Annotated in this window: 19 protein-coding genes; 15 read left to right on the forward strand and 4 right to left on the reverse strand. The window is 66.4% G+C overall.

Annotated features, from left to right (window positions below):
* The first annotated feature begins 15 nt into the window (after positions 1-15).
* Together AB0F43_RS10735 and AB0F43_RS10740 are read left to right on the forward strand one after the other, a co-directional pair.
* Positions 16-843, forward strand: a complete 828-nt coding sequence (locus AB0F43_RS10735) for a phytanoyl-CoA dioxygenase family protein (protein WP_360473630.1) — start codon at positions 16-18, stop codon at positions 841-843.
* Between the two features lie 160 nt (positions 844-1,003).
* Entirely contained in the window at positions 1,004-1,954 is a 951-nt protein-coding gene (locus AB0F43_RS10740) for a fatty acid desaturase (protein WP_360473632.1), read from the forward strand.
* Between the two features lie 16 nt (positions 1,955-1,970).
* Here AB0F43_RS10740 and AB0F43_RS10745 read toward each other — a convergent pair whose 3' ends face one another.
* The gene (locus AB0F43_RS10745; RefSeq protein ID WP_360473634.1) at positions 1,971-2,552 is read right to left on the reverse strand and encodes a helix-turn-helix domain-containing protein; all 582 of its coding nucleotides are present in this window, start codon (positions 2,550-2,552) and stop codon (positions 1,971-1,973) included.
* Positions 2,553-2,723: 171 nt separating this feature from the next.
* Here AB0F43_RS10745 and AB0F43_RS10750 point away from each other — a divergent pair, with 171 nt between their 5' ends.
* From AB0F43_RS10750 to AB0F43_RS10760, 3 genes are all read left to right on the forward strand, one after another.
* Entirely contained in the window at positions 2,724-3,494 is a 771-nt protein-coding gene (locus AB0F43_RS10750; protein WP_360473636.1) for a GAF and ANTAR domain-containing protein, read from the forward strand.
* A gap of 81 nt (positions 3,495-3,575) precedes the next feature.
* Complete coding sequence (locus AB0F43_RS10755) at positions 3,576-4,124, forward strand: NUDIX domain-containing protein (protein ID WP_360473638.1); 549 nt, start codon at positions 3,576-3,578, stop codon at positions 4,122-4,124.
* Positions 4,125-4,834: 710 nt separating this feature from the next.
* Positions 4,835-5,152 carry a MerR family transcriptional regulator gene (locus AB0F43_RS10760; RefSeq protein WP_360473640.1) on the forward strand — a complete coding sequence of 106 codons (318 nt, stop codon included), beginning with the start codon at positions 4,835-4,837 and terminating at the stop codon, positions 5,150-5,152.
* 200 nt (positions 5,153-5,352) lie between these two features.
* Here the strand turns inward: AB0F43_RS10760 and AB0F43_RS10765 are convergent, their stop codons facing one another.
* Entirely contained in the window at positions 5,353-5,658 is a 306-nt protein-coding gene (locus AB0F43_RS10765; RefSeq protein WP_360473642.1) for an SLATT domain-containing protein, read from the reverse strand.
* Positions 5,659-5,841: 183 nt separating this feature from the next.
* Here AB0F43_RS10765 and AB0F43_RS10770 point away from each other — a divergent pair, with 183 nt between their 5' ends.
* Both AB0F43_RS10770 and AB0F43_RS10775 read left to right on the forward strand, forming a co-directional pair.
* Positions 5,842-6,927, forward strand: a complete 1,086-nt coding sequence (locus AB0F43_RS10770) for a hypothetical protein (protein ID WP_360473644.1) — start codon at positions 5,842-5,844, stop codon at positions 6,925-6,927.
* Between the two features lie 175 nt (positions 6,928-7,102).
* Positions 7,103-8,788 carry a multicopper oxidase family protein gene (locus AB0F43_RS10775; protein WP_360473646.1) on the forward strand — a complete coding sequence of 562 codons (1,686 nt, stop codon included), beginning with the start codon at positions 7,103-7,105 and terminating at the stop codon, positions 8,786-8,788.
* Between the two features lie 133 nt (positions 8,789-8,921).
* On the opposite strand, the gene AB0F43_RS10780 is transcribed toward AB0F43_RS10775, so the two are convergent.
* On the reverse strand, positions 8,922-9,509 hold the full coding sequence (locus AB0F43_RS10780) for a hypothetical protein (protein ID WP_360473648.1): 588 nt from the start codon (positions 9,507-9,509) through the stop codon (positions 8,922-8,924).
* A 68-nt stretch (positions 9,510-9,577) separates the two neighbouring features.
* Here AB0F43_RS10780 and AB0F43_RS10785 point away from each other — a divergent pair, with 68 nt between their 5' ends.
* Positions 9,578-10,414 carry an SDR family oxidoreductase gene (locus tag AB0F43_RS10785; protein WP_360473650.1) on the forward strand — a complete coding sequence of 279 codons (837 nt, stop codon included), beginning with the start codon at positions 9,578-9,580 and terminating at the stop codon, positions 10,412-10,414.
* A 279-nt stretch (positions 10,415-10,693) separates the two neighbouring features.
* The gene (locus tag AB0F43_RS10790) at positions 10,694-11,095 is read left to right on the forward strand and encodes a hypothetical protein (protein ID WP_360473652.1); all 402 of its coding nucleotides are present in this window, start codon (positions 10,694-10,696) and stop codon (positions 11,093-11,095) included.
* A gap of 586 nt (positions 11,096-11,681) precedes the next feature.
* Here AB0F43_RS10790 and AB0F43_RS10795 read toward each other — a convergent pair.
* Positions 11,682-12,989, reverse strand: a complete 1,308-nt coding sequence (locus tag AB0F43_RS10795; protein WP_360473654.1) for a hypothetical protein — start codon at positions 12,987-12,989, stop codon at positions 11,682-11,684.
* Positions 12,990-13,290: 301 nt separating this feature from the next.
* Here AB0F43_RS10795 and AB0F43_RS10800 point away from each other — a divergent pair, with 301 nt between their 5' ends.
* The 6 genes from AB0F43_RS10800 to AB0F43_RS10825 all read left to right on the forward strand — a co-directional run bounded on the left by AB0F43_RS10800 (position 13,291) and on the right by AB0F43_RS10825 (position 16,632).
* A complete protein-coding gene (locus AB0F43_RS10800) occupies positions 13,291-13,860 on the forward strand; it encodes an NUDIX hydrolase (RefSeq protein WP_360473656.1) in 570 nt (189 codons plus the stop codon).
* A gap of 5 nt (positions 13,861-13,865) precedes the next feature.
* On the forward strand, positions 13,866-14,159 hold the full coding sequence (locus AB0F43_RS10805) for a transposase (RefSeq protein WP_360473658.1): 294 nt from the start codon (positions 13,866-13,868) through the stop codon (positions 14,157-14,159).
* A 2-nt stretch (positions 14,160-14,161) separates the two neighbouring features.
* A complete protein-coding gene (locus tag AB0F43_RS10810) occupies positions 14,162-14,842 on the forward strand; it encodes an IS3 family transposase (protein ID WP_360473660.1) in 681 nt (226 codons plus the stop codon).
* Positions 14,839-15,045, forward strand: a complete 207-nt coding sequence (locus AB0F43_RS10815; RefSeq protein WP_360473662.1) for an integrase core domain-containing protein — start codon at positions 14,839-14,841, stop codon at positions 15,043-15,045. Before AB0F43_RS10810 ends, AB0F43_RS10815 begins: the two co-directional genes overlap by 4 nt.
* 485 nt (positions 15,046-15,530) lie before the next feature.
* On the forward strand, positions 15,531-15,749 hold the full coding sequence (locus AB0F43_RS10820) for a DUF3024 domain-containing protein (protein WP_360473664.1): 219 nt from the start codon (positions 15,531-15,533) through the stop codon (positions 15,747-15,749).
* 310 nt (positions 15,750-16,059) lie between these two features.
* Positions 16,060-16,632 carry a GNAT family N-acetyltransferase gene (locus AB0F43_RS10825; protein WP_360473666.1) on the forward strand — a complete coding sequence of 191 codons (573 nt, stop codon included), beginning with the start codon at positions 16,060-16,062 and terminating at the stop codon, positions 16,630-16,632.
* Positions 16,633-16,842 lie beyond the last annotated feature (210 nt).

Here is a 16,842-nt window from a genome sequence, read left to right on the forward strand (position 1 = left end):
CTGAAGGAGGCCGCGGTGACCAGTACCGAGACCTCGTACGACGTACCGGCCCATGTGGAGACCCTGTACCGCGACGGCGTCACCGCGGCGAAGGGCGTCTTCTCGCGCGACTGGATCGAGCAGATGCGCGAAGACATGATGGACGCCTTCTGGACCGCTGTTCAACGCCCAGGTGGAGCGGTCGGACGCGGGCCCCGTCGGTGGTACGTCGAAGTCCACCCCCAAGACATCTCGGGGTTCGTCGACCTGGTCACGCACCCCTGGGTGACCGGAATCTGCGAGACGGTGCTCGGGCCGGACTACGAGATCGTCGAGCTCGGCTTCGACGTACCGTTCCAGGGAGCCAGGAACCAGCCGTGGCACCGCGACTTTCCGTCACCACCGCAGACCTACCGCGACCGACGGATCACCTCACTGGCGTTCAACCTGACCGGCGTGGACGTCACCACCGACATGGGTCCGTTCGAAATCGCCCCCGGCACCCAGTGGGACGACGGCCGGCACTGGGAACATGAGATGTTCCCACCCAAGGCCGCCTGGTCCCGGTACAGCGAGCGAGCAGTACGGAAGTATCCCCAGATGGGCGACGTCTCCGCCCGCTCCGCACTCACCGTCCACCGCGGCACCGAGCACCGATCGCCGATCGCCCGGCCGGTCCTCGTCCTCGGCGTGGACGCGCCCGGCGCCGGGCACTCGGCCCTGCACGACCCGATGGTGACCCACGCGTACTACGAAGCACTCCCCGAGTCCGTACGCCGCCACCTCGAGTGCCGGGTCGTCGACGAACTCTTCCCCATCACGCAGAAGCACGATATCGAGGGCCTGGTCATGGGCGCCGACTGAGCAGCCCACACCACTGGCGCGCGGTGACGGGAGTGAATGGTGGTGCATCGGGGCACCGTAGGGGGTACGGAGCGGTTCAGGCCGGTCCGGCGTACAAAGCGGCAGGGACACCCGTGCTCGGGTGTCGGTCCCTCACGAGACCAACATCTAGGACTGGGCGATGACTTCAGCAGTAAGTTCCGATGATTCGCCTCCGGGCGAATTCCAAGCCGTCGGTGGCAAGCTCGAACGGGGCCTCATCTGGGTCTTCATCGTGGTGCCTACCCTCGCGCTGCTGCCAGGGATCTACTTCGCGTGGGGCGGCTGGATCGGCTGGCACGACATCGTGCTGCTGGTCGTGTTCTACGTGATCACCAGCACCGGCATCGGGGCCGGCTACCACCGGGCCTTCACCCACGGATCCTTCAAGAGCAAGCGCGGCCTCAAGATCGCGCTCGCTGTCGCCGGGAGCCTGGCTCTCGAAGGTCCGGTCATCCGCTGGGTTGCCGACCACCGCAAACACCACAAGTTCTCCGATCGAGAGGGAGATCCGCACTCGCCCTGGCGCTACGGCACCAGCGCGTGGGCGGTGACGAAGGGGTTTGTGTTCGCCCATGTCGGCTGGGTGCTCTGGGGTCAGGATCGCGCCGAACCGAAGCACTACGCCCCGGACCTCCTGGCGGATCGCGACATGGTGTCGATCTCGCGGCACTTCCGCACGCTGGCGGCGATATCTCTGCTGGCACCCGCGTTCATCGGTGGCCTGTGGGACAGGTCGTGGCACGGTGCCGCCACCGGATTCTTCTGGGGCACGCTGGTCCGCATCGCGCTGATGCACCATGTCACGTTCTCGATCAACTCGATCTGCCACGTCACGGGTAACAAACCCTTCACCTCCCGCGACCGGGCGGGCAATGTCTGGTGGCTGGCCATCCTCAGTCAGGGTGAGTCATGGCACAACCTTCACCACGCCGACCCCACGTGCGCACGCCACGGCGTACTCAAGGGACAGATCGACATCAACGCCTGGTTCATCAAGCAGTTCGAACGGTTCGGCTGGGCGTACGACGTCAGGTGGCCGAACCAGGAACGCCTCGAGAGGAAGCGTACGGCCGCACGCCAGGTCACCTGATCGGACCGACCTGGGATCAGCGGTGCTGGTCGATCAGGTTGGCCGCCATCGCCTGTGCGCGCCGCGCGGCGTGGGTGTCGCCTTCTGCGGCCGAGACGATGGAGCCTTTCATCAGGATGTGCCAGGAGCTGGCGAACTCCTCCGGCTCCTGCAGGCCGGCTTCGGTGGCCAGGTCGGCGATCACGGTGCGGATGTTTCGCAGGTGGCGGATGCTGGCCTGGCCCAGCACGTGGTCGGGGCCCATCTCCAGCAGCACGTTCACGAACGTGCAGGCGTCGAACCCGTCGCTGCGGAACCACTCGTCGAAGACATCGAACACGGCGAGTAACCGGCCCTCGGCGGTGGCGCCGCGCCTCCGGGCCTCGGCCTCGACCATGCCCAGCGTCCAGAGCTGCTCGCGCTGCTCGAGCACCGCCAGGACGAGATCGGTCTTGGACGGGAAGTGCCGGTAGAGCGTCGCTTTGGCGATCCCTGCTTTGGCGATTACCTCTTCGACGCCGACGTCGCGAACACCTCGTCGCGACATCAGCCGGTAGGCGGTATCGAGGATGCGCTGCCGCGGCGCCTGTGTGCGCTCCGCTGCCGCGTCGACCGTCATGCCACGCACCCTACGCCCTCGACATCGGCCCGGGAACCAGGTAGAAAGAGTTGTCTTCCTACCCCACGTTCAGTGTGGCGGTCGGAGCCTTCCGGCCTCGTCTGACCCGAGCACATCGAGCAGCGGTGTGTGCAGACCAGGGCATCGAGCGGATCCGACTCGGAGGAACCGATGACCTCTCCGGCAGCCGACGCCACCCCTCAGCCGCCCGATGCGGCGCAGCTGGACAGCGCCGCAGACGCACGCTGGCGCCCGATCCTCGACGAAGACCGGTGGGAGAACCTGGTCGTCGAGTTGCACGAGGCACTCGATCTGCAGCAGACGATGGACCGGTTCCTCGCGTTCGCGGTCGATTTCCTGGCCTGTGACCACGCGACCATCGCGCTGCGCCATCGCGCCAGGATCACGGTAGGCGCCGCCACCGACGAGGCTTCCCATGCCGCGCTGCTCGCTCAGCTGGACTGCGGCGAAGGACCGTCCCTGACGGCGATCTCGACCGGCCTGAGCGTTCTGGTCAGCGACACCGAACGCGAGACCCGCTGGCCGCTGTGGGCCGCCCGAGTGACAGCCCGCGGTCGCTCGATCTTCGCCATTCCACTCACGGCCGCCGGCTCCACCTTCGGCGCGTTGACCTTGATCGGTGAACATCCACACAGCTTCGACGCCGAAGACGCCAAGGCGCCGCGTGTTGCGACGTACGGCGCGGTGGCGATCGCAGCGGCCAAGGAACACGACTCCCTCGTCGAGGCCGTGCACGCCGGCCAGCTCATCGGACAGGCCGTGGGCATGCTGAGAGAACGCTTCAGCATCGACGACAGCCGCGCCTTCGACATCCTGAAACGCCACTCCCAAGACTCCAACACCAGACTCCGCGAAGTAGCCCAACACCTCCTCACCACCGGCCACCTCCCCACCACCAACCCACCCACCCGCCGCTCCTGACCACCTGCGACCTCCGGCCCGGCAACACGCACTCGGGCTCGGCAGGCGCGGGGCCTGCCATCGGTCGGGGATGATGTGGCGATGGATGGCTGGGAGGACCAATTCCCCGAACTGTTTACTCGAGCGCCCTTCCAGTGGGGCGGTGTCGCGGATGATCGCCTGGAGGTGCAGTTCGTACTCGAGCGGCCGGCAGACCACCTCGTGAGCAACGTGAAGGTGATTGGCCGGTCCGGAGGAGGCGTCGTCGTGTGCGCCAGTGACCAAGGCTGGCGGTTCCTCCCAGGTGGCACCCGCGAGCCAGGAGAAACGATCGACGACACCGCGAGGCGCGAACTCTTCGAGGAGGCCGGCGCGGTGATCACCGGGCCGCTGACCTGGGTCGGAGCCTTCAAGGTCCACCATCCAGGCTCAACGCCGTACCGCCCTCACCTGCCGCACCCGATCTCCTACTGGCTCTACGTGGCCGCCGATGTTGTCGTCCAGGAACGGCCGACCAATCCCGCGGACGGCGAGAACGTCATCGAAGTCCTGACGCTGGAGCCTGCCGAGGCAGCGGACTACCTGGCGGTGTTCGACGACGGCCCCATGACCGACGTCCTTCGCCTCGCCACAGCCATGGGCCACGTCTGAGCAACTGCTGTGTGCCCCCAGCGCGGCTGGACGCTCGACCTTCCCCGCTCACACCCCGAGGTCACCTTCGCGGCCTGAACCCTCCGATCCAGACAGGACGGCGGCGGCAGTCTTGCTCTCCTCGACGACTCATGAAATCTGTGGTGGCGAGATTAGACTTTCGTCAGTGGGCTGTGTAGTGTTGCTCGTGTTGACGGAGAAGAACAGCGAAGCTGAGGTGGACAGCTACCGTTCTGTCCAGAGGTGAAGTACGACGGCGGATTCCGCCGGGCCGATCAGTGAAAGGGCTCGGGTTTCGCGCCAGACCCGATGAGAGTTGTTGGAGCCTGCGGTCGAAGGTTCCACTCTCGGGTGCAGTTGGCAGTTCGCAGTAGGTAGTTGCAGTTTCGTACGAGTAGTAGCGGTTTGTAGTTGTAGTTGCAGTGAGTAGTCCGAGTAAGTAGGAGTTGGTTACACCGTCGGATCATCCGCCAGTGCCAGTACGTCGCCGGGCGGATGCCGCAGTCACAGCAGATTGGAAGGTGGTCTTCGGTTACGCATTCAGCGATACCCGCAGTGACGGCCTATCTGTGGCGGGCTGCGGACACGAAAAGGCCGGCCTGACGGCCGGTAGAAGGTGAAAAATCCAACCCTGGGCCCCGGTGCTTCGGCACCGGGGCCCTTCGACACACGGAGGCTCGATGGCCCCAGGACGCACCCGGGAGAATCCGATGAACTCAGACCCGAAAACGGGACCGGCCCATTTCGAGGACGACGACTACCCCGCCTACACGATGGGTGCCGCCGCGGAGATGCTCGGCACCACGCCAGGATTCCTCCGGAGCCTCGACGAGGCGAAACTGATCACTCCGCAACGCTCCGAGGGCGGCCACCGCCGCTACTCGCGCTACCAGCTGCGGCTCGCCGCCCGGGCCCGCGAACTGGTCGACCAGGGCACCGCCCTCGACGCCGCCTGCCGAATCATCATCCTGGAAGACCAACTCGCCGAAGCCCTCAAAATCAACGAACAAATGCGAACCCAGCACTAGCAACTCACCCAGTGGAGCCTCACAACCCCAGGACGAGGCCTCCACCTGCCCCGCCGGCCAGACCGAAACCTCCGACATTCCGGATCTGCCATTGCCCATGGCAACTTTCGGCTCTCGCTGACACAACCGCGACCGGCGTACCGTAGCAACGATGTCGGCCCGCGTGGTGTCTCTGGTCGCACGGGCACGCTTGACCGCTCTCACTCCGGTTGCGATCGGGACGCACGCCACATGGTGTGTTCGCGGCTGACGGCCTCTTCTGCGTCGGCGACCTCAGCTGCCCACCGCCGATCTGAGTCAGGACCATCGCAGTCGAATACCTCGATCCTCGACCTGATGATCGCCAACTCCTCGCTGGCGAGCGAATAGGCGCGGGCGTTCGTCGTGTACTGCCGTACGCCGAGCCGTGTGGCTCCGACACCGATCAAGGCCGCGACGACCCGGGGGAAGCATCCGACCGCTACGGGAACGGCGCGAAGGAGGCTGACCCGGCTCGATCCGCTCACCCAGTCGACAATGGTCGGTATCCGTTGAGGATTCCGGTCCTCCGACGGGCTACGGGGGGCTACCGTCTGGTTCCGGTATGCCGTTGTCTCGGCGCCTCTCCTGACTCGCCCCGGCGACCGGACCTACGCTGGGATTCGGCACCACAGCCGTACTACGTGATCGGAGCCGGGGTGGTGGTTGCGATGGTCGAGCAGGGACCGTCGGGCACACGAAAATACGGCCGCGCCGGTGCAGCGGAGCTGCAGGTACCGGAGCCCGAAAGCGGCGGCCAGGTGAGATCAGCCGGGGCGGATGCGGCCACGCCGTTGACCGAGCGCATCCTCGCGGTGCTGCCGGGTCCGCGTTCGGCGTGGGTCGCGGTCTGGGCGCTTGTTCCATGGATGAACCTCGCGCTGGCGACGGCAATCAGCGGTGCTGCAACGGGTGGGTCCAGGGTGCCTCTTGCGGAGGTCCTCAATCGCGCCGCGGTGACGATCGCCATTCTTCTCTCGCTGTGGGGTGCAGCGACCATCGCCGCCGAGTTGCGCACTATCCGGCCGACGCTGACCGAAATCGTCGACGAGGACGAGCGTGACGTGGCGCGACTGTTCCGCGGCATCGACAGTGTGGTCGGCCCTCTGATCCTGGTTGTCGCGGTCGCTGTGATTCTCCCCCTGGACGAGGCGCAGCGCGGCGACCCGGCGGGGGCAGCACTGCAGGCGGGAACCTGGTTGGTCATCGGCATTCCGGTGTGTACGGCGGTATGGGCGTATGTCGTCCTCCAGGCTGGCCTGAACCGGCTCGGCGCCGGGCAGGTGAGCCTCCAGGGCTACAACGGCGATCGCAGCCTCGGCCTGCTACCGATCGGAAGACTCGCCTTCACCGGCTTTTGGATGCTCGTCGGCACAGTGGCGCCACTGGTTGTCACCAGCTTCGCCGATCGCCCCACCCAGATCGTCGGCATCACCGTCCTCATCGCCGCCATCGCACTGCTCTTCGTCTCACTGCGGCGCGTCCACCGGCAGATGGCGGCGGTCAAACAGCGAGAGATCTCGCGAGCGCTGACCCTGTATCAAGAGGCGTATCGGGAGCTTCGCGAGCGGCCGGGCCTGGAAGTGCTGCAACGACAAGCGTCCCTGCTCAAGGCTGCCGAAGACCTCGAGAAACGAGCGGAACACATTCGTGCGTGGCCGTTCGCGGAAGGCACCTTCACCTGGGTCCTTGCCATCGCCCTCGGTTCAACGGCCACGATCATCGCCCGGCTGCTGCTGACCACCGCCGGACTTTGAGCCGCGCCGCCGTACCGGTTCGGTGGCTTGCGGCCGTCGTGGACGGCGTCGATCACCAAGGGATGCGCTTCTCCGCCGGCACCTGCGGGCGGAGGATGGCAGCAAGGGCATCGCACCCAGCGCCAGGAAAGACTCAGCCCACCGGCGCCGGACATCATCCAGGGGAGGTCGAGCGATGCAGAACCACAACATGCGCCACGGCACCGAACAGGCCCGAGGCGAGGTCTTCCCAACCGATCCCACCGGATTGCCACGCGCCAGTGCGCCGCGGCTGGTGGACCTCGGTGATGACGACGAGTTGGAACTGGTCCTTGAGCCGGTCGCCAAACAGCTAGGCGACGACCTGGTGCGCATGTTGGCGTACAACCGCTCCATTCCCGGGCCGACGCTGAAGGTGCGGCAGCACTCGCAGATCGGGGTTCATGTAGTCAACAACGGCGACCTCGACACCACGGTCCACTGGCATGGTCTGCGTCTGGAGAACCGGTACGACGGCGTACCGCACAGCACCCAGGCGCCCATCCCGGTCAACGGAGAGTTCACCTACCGGATTCAGTTCCCAGATCCCGGCCTGTACTGGTATCACCCACACATCCGGGAGGACTACGCCCAGGAACTCGGCCTGTACGGCAACATCCTCGTGATCCCCACCGACCCCGACTACTGGCCGCCGGTCGACAGCGAGATCGTGCTGACGCTGGATGACATCCTGCTCGAAAACGGCAAGGTCGCGTCCTTCAGCCGTACCGAGACGACTTATGCCGCTATGGGTCGCTACGGGAACGTGCTGCTGGTCGGTGGCGAGACGGACCTCGATTTCACCGCGCACGCGGGGGAGGTCACCCGGCTGTGGCTGACCAACACGGCGAACACCCGGGTCTTCAACGTCACCCTCCCAGGGGCACGGATGAAGCTGGTCGGCGGAGACAGCGGCCGGGTCGAACACGATGAGTTCGTCAGCGAGGTGCTGTTGGCGCCGTCCGAACGCGCGGTCGTCGACGTAGTGTTCGATCACCCGGGGCAGTACAGGCTCGAGCACCGTACGCCGCAACGCGTCAGCACACTCGCCACGGTCACCGTCGATCCCGGCCGCGGGGCTTCCGCGGCCGCGGACCAGTTCGACCACCTGCGCCGCGCGCCCGAGCTCGCAGCCGAACGCGACCTGCTCCGGAGCTGGCTGGAAGCGCCGCCCAGCAAAGTGCTTGCGCTGGTGGCCACCATGGAGGATCCGTCGAAGACTGACGCCCGCCTCACGCAGCGGTACGCGTGTCCCATGCACCCCGACGTGGTGAGCGACCAACCCGGCCCCTGCCCGCGGTGTGGGATGAAGTTGCTGGCCGAACCCGCAGACAGTACGGGCGATCCAACGCCGCACTCGATGCCCACCCACGGCACCACCGGCGGAACGCAGCACGGCTCTCATGGGCACGAGGGCCCTGCTGGCCCTGTCGAGATCGAGTGGGAAGACGAGATGGTCGAGGTCAACCGCCGGATGACCGCCGCCACGATGCATTGGCAGATCGTGGACCGCACGAGCGGAACCGACCAGCCACCGACCGACTGGCGCTTCACCGTCGGCGACCGCGTGAAGATCCGCCTGGTCAACGAAGCCGTATCCGATCACCCGATGCACCACCCGTTCCACATCCACGGCGCGGGTCGCTTCCTGGTCCTGGCCCGAGACGGCGCCCCCTCGCCGAACCTCGGATGGAAGGACACCGTCCTGGTCCGCGCCGGTCAGACCGTCGACCTGCTCCTCGACGTGACCCACCCCGGCCTGTGGATGGCTCACTGCCACATCCCCGAGCACATGCACAGCGGCATGATGTTCAACTTCACCGTCACAAAACCGGACACCTGACAAGCCCGGACGGCAGCTCGCAAGAGTGCTCGGGTACGGCGTCAACGTCCGCTCTCGCTCAGCCTGCGCACTCGACGTCAAACTCTGAGCGGCACGCCGACAGCGCGATCACCTGCTGCTGCATGCGCTTCGTTCAGAAGCTCCGCGTGGTGGCGTCGGCTCCCCAGCTGGCGAGGAGTAGCAGCGCGGCGGCGGAGGGGGAGGGGGAGCCGGGTTCGGGGTGGTAGGTGACGAAGGTCTGGTCGGGATCGTCGGGTAGGGGGAATGTCTCGTAGGAGAGCGTGAGGTCACCGACGAGCGGGTGGTTGAACCGCAGCACACCGTGGCCCTTGCGGCGGACCTCGTGCGCTGCCCACAGTTGGCGGAACTCCTCGCTGCGCACCGACAGCTCGCCAACGAGCTGAGCGAGTTGTGGGTCGTCCGGATGGATGCCGGCGTGCAGGCGCAAGATTCCGGCGACACCGGCCGCCTTGGCGTGCCAGTCGACGAACAGGTCGCGGGTGGCGGGGGAGAGGAAGATCAGCCGGCCCCAGTTGCGCTCCTCGGCCGGCAGTTCGGCCCAGTTGCTGCCAGTGGTAGGAACCTGGAAGCTAGCGAAACCGCCGACTGGCTGGGCGGTGCGGTGCGCGGCAGGGTTACTGGTGCCCGGCCGGACCGGCGACAACCCGATGCATACAGTCGCGCGACCCCAGAGTCGACCCCGTCGCCGCTCCGGCCTCATCCGATCCAGTGCCCCAAAGGGCACTGTCGTGGCCTGCCCGGCCGCGTGACTGCCCAAGGAGCTATTTGATGTCTCGTATCTGGTTCATCACCGGAACCTCACGAGGATTCGGCCGCATCTGGGCCGAGGCCGCGCTCGGGCGCGGGGACAAGGTGGCCGCTACCGCCCGGAACATCGCCACCCTGGCCGACCTGGTCGACCGGTACGGCGACCGCGTCCTGCCGATCCCGCTCGACGTCATTGACCGGCCCGCGGTGGAGCTGGCCGTGAAGACAGCACACGATCACTGCGGTCGGCTGGACGTCGTGGTGAACAACGCGGGCTACGGTCTGTTCGGCATGACCGAGGAGGTCACCGAGCAGCAGGCGCGCGACCAGTTCGAGACCAACGTCTTCGGCGTACTGTGGGTGACTCAGGCTGTGCTGCCGTATCTGCGGGAGCAGGGCTCGGGCCACGTCATCCAGGTCTCCTCGATCGGTGGGTTGCACGCCTTCCCTGGCCTGGGCATCTACAACGCCTCGAAGTGGGCGCTGGAGGCGATGAGCCAGGCGCTCGCGGCCGAGGTCGCCGGGTTCGGGGTGAAGGTCACCATTGTGGAACCGGCCGGCTACGCCACCGACTGGGGCGGGAGTTCAGCAGTCCGCTCCGACCCCATGTCCGCCTATGAGCCCGTGCGGGAGGCGGTGGCCGCGTTCTGGAGAGACACGACGCCCGGCGACCCGCTCGTGACCGCGCCGGCCCTCCTCGACGTCGTCGACGCCGAGGAACCGCCGCTGCGGATCTTCCATGGCGCCGGACTCCTCAGCATGATGCGCATCGAATACGCCCAGCGCATCGCGGTCTGGGAGGATTGGACCCACATCTCGCAAGCCGCCATGGGCAACCCCTCCGCCACGGTCGGCTGACGTCGATTTTCAAGCGCCTGATCAACCGAGGCGATCGTCGTTTGGAGGCCCTCGCGAAGCCCGGTCGAGCGAGGCTAGGACTTGCTCGAGGTGGCCGCGGACTCTTCGACTGGTCGCGGTCGGATGCACCGGTCCTACTTCGGTGGGCTTGCTCACGGGCAACTCATTGGTGGACCCGGGAATGTCCGGCACCGGTCGTCACTCGTGCTGCCGCCTGGTTCTGTGGTCGATCTGGCCTGCGCCGTGCCCCGTGGAGGTATTCTCGCTGAGGAGGCCACGATGACAGCATCGAACACCGCCAGCGGCGCGACCAAGAGCGCCCCCGTGGCGACGAGCCTCGCACCTGCGCTGAGTGACCTGGGAGAAGCGGCCCTGCTGTATGCCACTGCGAAGGCGTCGCTGAAGGTGGAGGACTGGGCCGACGGTCTGGACGATTTTGTGGCAAGCGGAGGGCCCACCACGCAGGCGGTCTTCGAGGGGCTGAAAGCCAAGCTGCGGGGAAAGAACCCTGTCTGGGCGGCGATCAAGGGTGCTTGGTCGGGGGCAAGCCCCAAGCTGAAACTGGCCGTGGTGTTGATCTTGATACTGACGCTCTTGCTGGGTCCTGTTGCGCTGCTCGTGCTCGTGCTCGGGCTGCTGGTTGCCGCGCTCGTCGCCGGCATTCGAGCCGCCACACGGTGATCAGGTCCCGGATCGAGCACGCCCAGCGTGCTCGCTCGCGAACCGACTTGCCCTTGACGCGCGCCGGCCGCATCCGCGGTGGGCTGCGAAGCGGATCCGGCCGGACCCGCTGCGCAACCGTGCGGAAGGCGTGGTGGTGCCGTCGGAGCGCACGATCAACCGGACCTTGCCCGCAGTCGTGGGCCGATGGCCCGATCGAGTTCGACGGGCGGTGCCGCCGAGCAAGTCGCCGCCGGGAGACTACGCCATTCATGCCGGGCACCGTTCTGCGGGCGCCGCATCCGGCCCGGCGCCCGCAGCGAGGTGCCGGTGATCCTCGTCGCCGCCGAGGCAAGCACGTAGCCAGCGTCAATGTACAACGCGCAATGCGATCGCATCTGGGCTCCTCTCGCTTCGAATTGGCGCTGCACGTGCTCCCTGGATCGGATGCCAGCTATGTTGGCCAAACCTGTGTACTTTCCGCGCCGCTGTCGGTCACCTGCCAGCTTCCGATCCCTTTCATTTCGAAGCGGGCATCAGAGATGCCTCGGCCTGCGCCCGGTGCGTCTCCGACGTGCAGGCCGATGGCTGGTCTGTCGTCCGCCGGTCAGGACGCGCGCGCCGGAAGCACCAAGAGTGTTCCGTCGCTGTGCTTCTCGATCTCGATGACGACCTCTGACGTCCGGCCGGCAGCGCCGATCGAGTCCCCCAGATCCCTGAGCCGATAGGACGCCTCAAGGAGGGAATCGACCTGCCCGCGCGTCATGACCTTGTCGATAAGCCGCTTGGGAGACCGCAGCTCGAGCGCCGAAAGCCGAAAGAGCACGCCGTTGATTCGCTCTTCCAGCTCGTCGATCCTTTGCTGGTCGGCCTTGAGGCTTCGGACGAAGTTCTCGAACGGGTTGTCCGGGTCACTCTGGCCTGCCTCCACTCCCTGCAGGACGACGACGCGGCGCTTCAGAGCGATCGCGAGAGCGGCCAGCTCGAGGTGGGTGCGGAACTCGCCGCCGTCCTCGGCAATCCCAGGAAAATCGGCCTCCAGCTCGGAAACTTCAACCCGGTTGTCGAAGATCTCACTGAGCGCAGCTTCCCACTTCTTCACCCGACGCTCGGCGTTCTGCGTCGCCGTACTGATGGCGTGAACGGCCGAATCGAGGCCGAGCGATGCACCGACCTTGCCGCGATCCAGAAGCAGCGCGGTCGCCTTGTCGATGGCGTCCCGGCAGCCGTCAAGCTCGTTGCGCTCCTGCTCCAGCTTGTCGTCGTGCAGCTTCTCCAGCAGCTCGGTAATGTGCTCGATCGCCTTCTGGCGCTGGTGGTCGGCGTACGCGCTCGCGCCGACCGCGACCGCCATCAGAACCAGCGGAGCAGCGACCGTTATAGCACCACCCGCGGCGACCGTTCCGACGGCGGTTCCGGCGACCCCGGTACCGGCGGCGCCGGCGGCCGCCCGTTCAACGGGCACGAAGGTTGCCTTGGCGACCGCCACGTTGGTCGTGGCATCAACCAAGGCGTCGTACACGCCGTTGGCAACGGCCTTCGACGGCATCTGCTTCACGAGTCCCTTGCCCACCTGCGCGGCGACCTTTGCCGGCACCACCATCCGGTAGAGCACCTCGCCGGAGTCTGCGAGCTGGCCTACCGCAGACACGTGCTTGGCGTTCGCCACCAGGCGCGAGAGTTCCTGCGCGAGGGGGCTGACGGCGTCCAGAGGCAGGCCCGCCGAGCTGTCGCGCTTCTTCGGCAGCGGGTGGGCTTCCAAGGTCACGAGCGGGACCGACGAGAAGGTCGCGAGCGCTGTGCGCAGTTCGGCCAAGCGGTCCGGAGTCAGTGCATCCCCGTCATCAACAGCCGGAATGCTGGAGACGTCGGCCGTGGACAGGGTCCAAACAGGCACGTTTGCGTGGTCGCTCATGGATCTCCCCCTCTGACGATGCCCGACACGATAGCGGGACGCGCCGACATCCCTAGCACTGCCGCGGCGATCACAGCTGAGCCGGCGTCGAGGTGCCGTTAGGTGAGTAGAACAGCCGGTGGCAGCTTGTGGAAGCCTGCGGCGTCCATTGCGAGCTGAAGCGTCCGGCGGCCCCAGCGAGCGACGACCCTGCGGCCGCGCGTGTCTCACGCCGCGGTCCGAGCCAGCCAACCGAGGGAGGCCGGGGATGCGCGTTGGGTAGTGTCGTGGCGTGACGGCTGATGGTGGTGCGGAGTCGACGTTGTGGAAGATCCATGGCGAGCGACTGATTGACGACACCCGTCGGCTGCGATTGAGTATCGCGTCGGTCGAGTTACCCGATGGGGTGCGGTTCGAGCAGTACGTGCTGCGGATGCCCAAGGCCGCCATGATGGTCGTGCTTGATCACAATCAAGAGAACGTACTGATGATGTGGCGGCACCGCTTCATCATCGACCGCTGGGTGTGGGAGCTTCCGGGCGGCTACGTCGACCCCGACGAGGATCCGGGCGTGACCGCTGCTCGCGAGGTCGAGGAGGAGACCGGCTGGCGGCCGAGGAACGTGAAGCCGCTCGTGTCCCTGCAGCCTTCGGTGGGTACGACGGACGCCGAGAACCTACTGTTCGTGTCGTACGGCGCCGACTACATCGGTGAGCCGAAGGACATCAACGAAGCCGAGCGCGTCGACTGGCTCCCGCTCGATTCGATTCGCGAGCGGATCGATACCGGCGAAATCATCGGTGCGGCGTCCCTCGTCGGTTTGCTTCACGTACTCGCGTTCCATGCAGGCTGGGTTTCCCCTCGTAGCGTGGAGACATCCCCTTTGAGGTGAAGGCGATGGCTGAGGCACGAAGGAAGTTTGATCGGGAGTTCCGGGAGGTCGCGGTTCGGATTGTCGGGGAGACCGGCAAACCGATGGCGCAGGTGGTCCGGGAGCTGGGCGTGAACGCGGGCACGCTGGCGAACTGGGTGGCCAGAGACAAGCGGGCCCACGGTGGTGACGGTCGGTTGAGCGAGGACGAGCGGGCCGAGCTGGCCAGGTTGCGCAGGGAGAACGCGGAGCTGGCGATGGAGCGTGATGTCCTCAAGCGCTCGGTGGCCCTCTGGGTCAAGGATGCGATGGGCCGGTAGCCGTGGCCGCGTTCATCGCCGCCCAGAGGGACACCTACCGGGTGCCACACGCGCTCAGTTGCCGGGCGCTGGGGGTCAGCCAGGCGTGGTTCTACAAGTGGCGCCACGGCGACGCCTCGCCCCGGCACGCGCGCCGCGAACAGCTGAAGATCGCGATCCGAAGGTGGTTCGCCACGCATCACGGCACCCACGGGTCACCGCGGATCACCGCGGACCTGCGCGACGAGGGCTGGCGGGTCAGCCAGAACACCGTTGCCGCCCTGATGCGCGAGCTCGGTTTGCAGGCCCGGCGCAAACAGACCACCCGGCCGGGCCGGGGGAAGTGGCGGGCACCGGACCTGATCCGTCGTGATTTCCCTGCCACCGCAGTGAATCGGAAGTGGTACGGCGACGGCACCGAGATCAAGACCGACGAGGGCAAGCTCGACCTGGCCAGCGTGCTGGATATGGGGTCCCGGCGCATCGTCGGGTTCAGCCTGGGGGAACACCATAACGCCGAACTGGCCTACAACGCGCTGGTGATGGCGGTCGCGGTCCGTGGCGGCAAGGACGCTATCGCCGGGGTGATCATGCACACCGATCAGGGCAGCGAGTACACCGCCGGCACCGTCCGGGCCGCCTGCACCCGGATCGGCATCGCCCAGTCCATGGGCTGGTCCGGCTCAGCACTGACAATGCCGTGATCGAGTCCTGGCACTCCACCGTCGAGTTCGAACTGCGCAGGCTCGAGCACTTCACCACCAGGGCCCAGGCCCGCACTCGGGGGGCCGCCTGGATCGAGGAGTACGACCACGACCGGCGCCACTCCGCGCTCGGCATGTGCTCACCGATCACCTACGAACTCACCCACCAGGCCCACGACCACGAACCCGAACAAGCAGCATGAACGACCGGCTCCCTCACACCAGCGGGAGACCGGCCAACCGAACAACAAATCTCAAGTCTCTACGGTTTCAGGGGATTGCCGGAAGATAGTCACCGGCTTCTCGTCAGAGGCTGCCGAACGATCGACCGACGCCACAGGGGATCGCTGAGCTACCAACACAGTCCGTCCCGCTGCCGCAGCCAGACTGACATCGCCATATCAGGCGATCGGCCAGACCTTACCGACCGTGGAGTCGATAGGGTCTGAGGTACGATGGTCGCTCACCCTGCAAGCTTGCATCAAGGTGTCGACCAACCCGCACGCCGATCGGTCGGGCCGCTGACCAGACCAGCACGGCTCAGGCCGCCCCACGACTGGTGATCTGATTGGCTCTTCCCGAACTGGATGTTGCACGCGTACAGCAATGGTGCGCCAGACGGGTCCCCGAGCACGCTCGCGACCAACTGCGCATCGAGTGCGAAGTCGCTCCGCGCCACCTAACGATCGTGGAACGGCGCCCACCATGGCGTGAGGACCTCGGTCCGGATTGGACCAGCTCCGCAATCGCTCGCCTGCGCTACTACGCCACTGACAACTCCTGGACGTTGTACTGGGCCGACCAGCAGCAACGCTTCCACGCCTACGACCGACTCGCCCCGTCGCAGAGCATCGACGACCTACTGGCCGAGATCGACCGCGACCCCACAAACATCTTCTGGGGGTGACCGTGACCCGTCGGCGAGAGTGTTCTGTTCCCACGAGAGACAAATCTTCAGCGGGGTCGAGAACTGCAGCGTCGCGGACGTCAAGCGTGCCGGCGAGACAGACCGCATCGTGCCTGGCTCCTCGGAAGTCCTCCTGAGAGGTCGCCTGCTCCTACAGCCGCAGGTCGGCGGTAAGCGATCCTACGGTCAGGTGAAGCCGATGAGTTGCATCTGATTCGTTCGCCGATCGTGTCGCTGATGGAGGTGCAAAGCCGTTGCGGATGGTTGGATCAGATGGTTTGTTGATCGGCAACCAATCACGGGACGGAACATGACGCTGCCCACCCCTACACTGCTCACGGCTCGCCTTCGGCTGCGTCCGTTCGATGACGCGGATGCGAGCGACCTCTTCGCGATGCACAGCAGCGCGTATGTGTTGCGCTACTGGGATGCACCGCCGTGGAGCGAACGTGAGCGCGCCGGGCGGTTTATTGCGGCTTGCCGGCAGATGGCAGAGGAAGGCACCGGGGCGAGGCTGGCCATAGATCGCGTCTCCGACGGAGCGTTCATCGGCTGGTGCAGCCTGAGCCAGTGGAATCCGGACTACCGCAGCGCATCGCTGGGCTACTGCTTCAAGGATGCGGCGTGGGGCCACGGCTACGCGACAGAGGCTGCGCGCGCTTTGCTGGGGTGGGCCTTCGACACGCTGGACCTGAATCGCGTTCAGGCTGAGGCCGACACACGCAACGTGGCATCTGCCCGCGTGCTGGAGAAGCTCGGGTTCGTGCGTGAAGGAACGTTGCGGGAAGACTGCGTCGTGAATGGCGAGGTCTCCGACTCGTGGGTCTACGGACTGATCAGGCGGGAGTGGCGGCCGTCGTCCGAGCCGGTCCCCGCCCTCTGAGTGCTCGCTCCCTCGCGAGACGTCGCCGGGCATCCGTATGCTTCGCTTCGGCGCGTCCAGGGGCCGGGCCGGCACCAACGTGAGCACTCGCGCTTCGGGAAGTCTGCTCACCTCGCAGCGCAGGTCGCAGACGCGAGCAACTCATCGCCCTCAAACAGCTCGGCTTGCCAGTTCTATCAGTCGCTTTGACCATTGCCGGTTCGGGTGCTG

Source organism: Kribbella sp. NPDC023972, from assembly GCF_040639075.1.
Taxonomy (GTDB): Bacteria; Actinomycetota; Actinomycetes; order Propionibacteriales; family Kribbellaceae; genus Kribbella.

Coding starts and splice junctions, on each gene's coding strand:
- AB0F43_RS10740 (WP_360473632.1), top strand. CDS start 1,004: ATGACTTCAGCAGTAAGTTCCGATGATTCGCCTCCGGGCGAATTCCAA.
- AB0F43_RS10745 (WP_360473634.1), bottom strand. CDS start 2,552: ATGACGGTCGACGCGGCAGCGGAGCGCACACAGGCGCCGCGGCAGCGC.
- AB0F43_RS10750 (WP_360473636.1), top strand. CDS start 2,724: ATGACCTCTCCGGCAGCCGACGCCACCCCTCAGCCGCCCGATGCGGCG.
- AB0F43_RS10755 (WP_360473638.1), top strand. CDS start 3,576: ATGGATGGCTGGGAGGACCAATTCCCCGAACTGTTTACTCGAGCGCCC.
- AB0F43_RS10760 (WP_360473640.1), top strand. CDS start 4,835: ATGAACTCAGACCCGAAAACGGGACCGGCCCATTTCGAGGACGACGAC.
- AB0F43_RS10770 (WP_360473644.1), top strand. CDS start 5,842: ATGGTCGAGCAGGGACCGTCGGGCACACGAAAATACGGCCGCGCCGGT.
- AB0F43_RS10775 (WP_360473646.1), top strand. CDS start 7,103: ATGCAGAACCACAACATGCGCCACGGCACCGAACAGGCCCGAGGCGAG.
- AB0F43_RS10780 (WP_360473648.1), bottom strand. CDS start 9,509: ATGAGGCCGGAGCGGCGACGGGGTCGACTCTGGGGTCGCGCGACTGTA.
- AB0F43_RS10785 (WP_360473650.1), top strand. CDS start 9,578: ATGTCTCGTATCTGGTTCATCACCGGAACCTCACGAGGATTCGGCCGC.
- AB0F43_RS10790 (WP_360473652.1), top strand. CDS start 10,694: ATGACAGCATCGAACACCGCCAGCGGCGCGACCAAGAGCGCCCCCGTG.
- AB0F43_RS10795 (WP_360473654.1), bottom strand. CDS start 12,989: ATGAGCGACCACGCAAACGTGCCTGTTTGGACCCTGTCCACGGCCGAC.
- AB0F43_RS10805 (WP_360473658.1), top strand. CDS start 13,866: ATGGCTGAGGCACGAAGGAAGTTTGATCGGGAGTTCCGGGAGGTCGCG.
- AB0F43_RS10825 (WP_360473666.1), top strand. CDS start 16,060: ATGACGCTGCCCACCCCTACACTGCTCACGGCTCGCCTTCGGCTGCGT.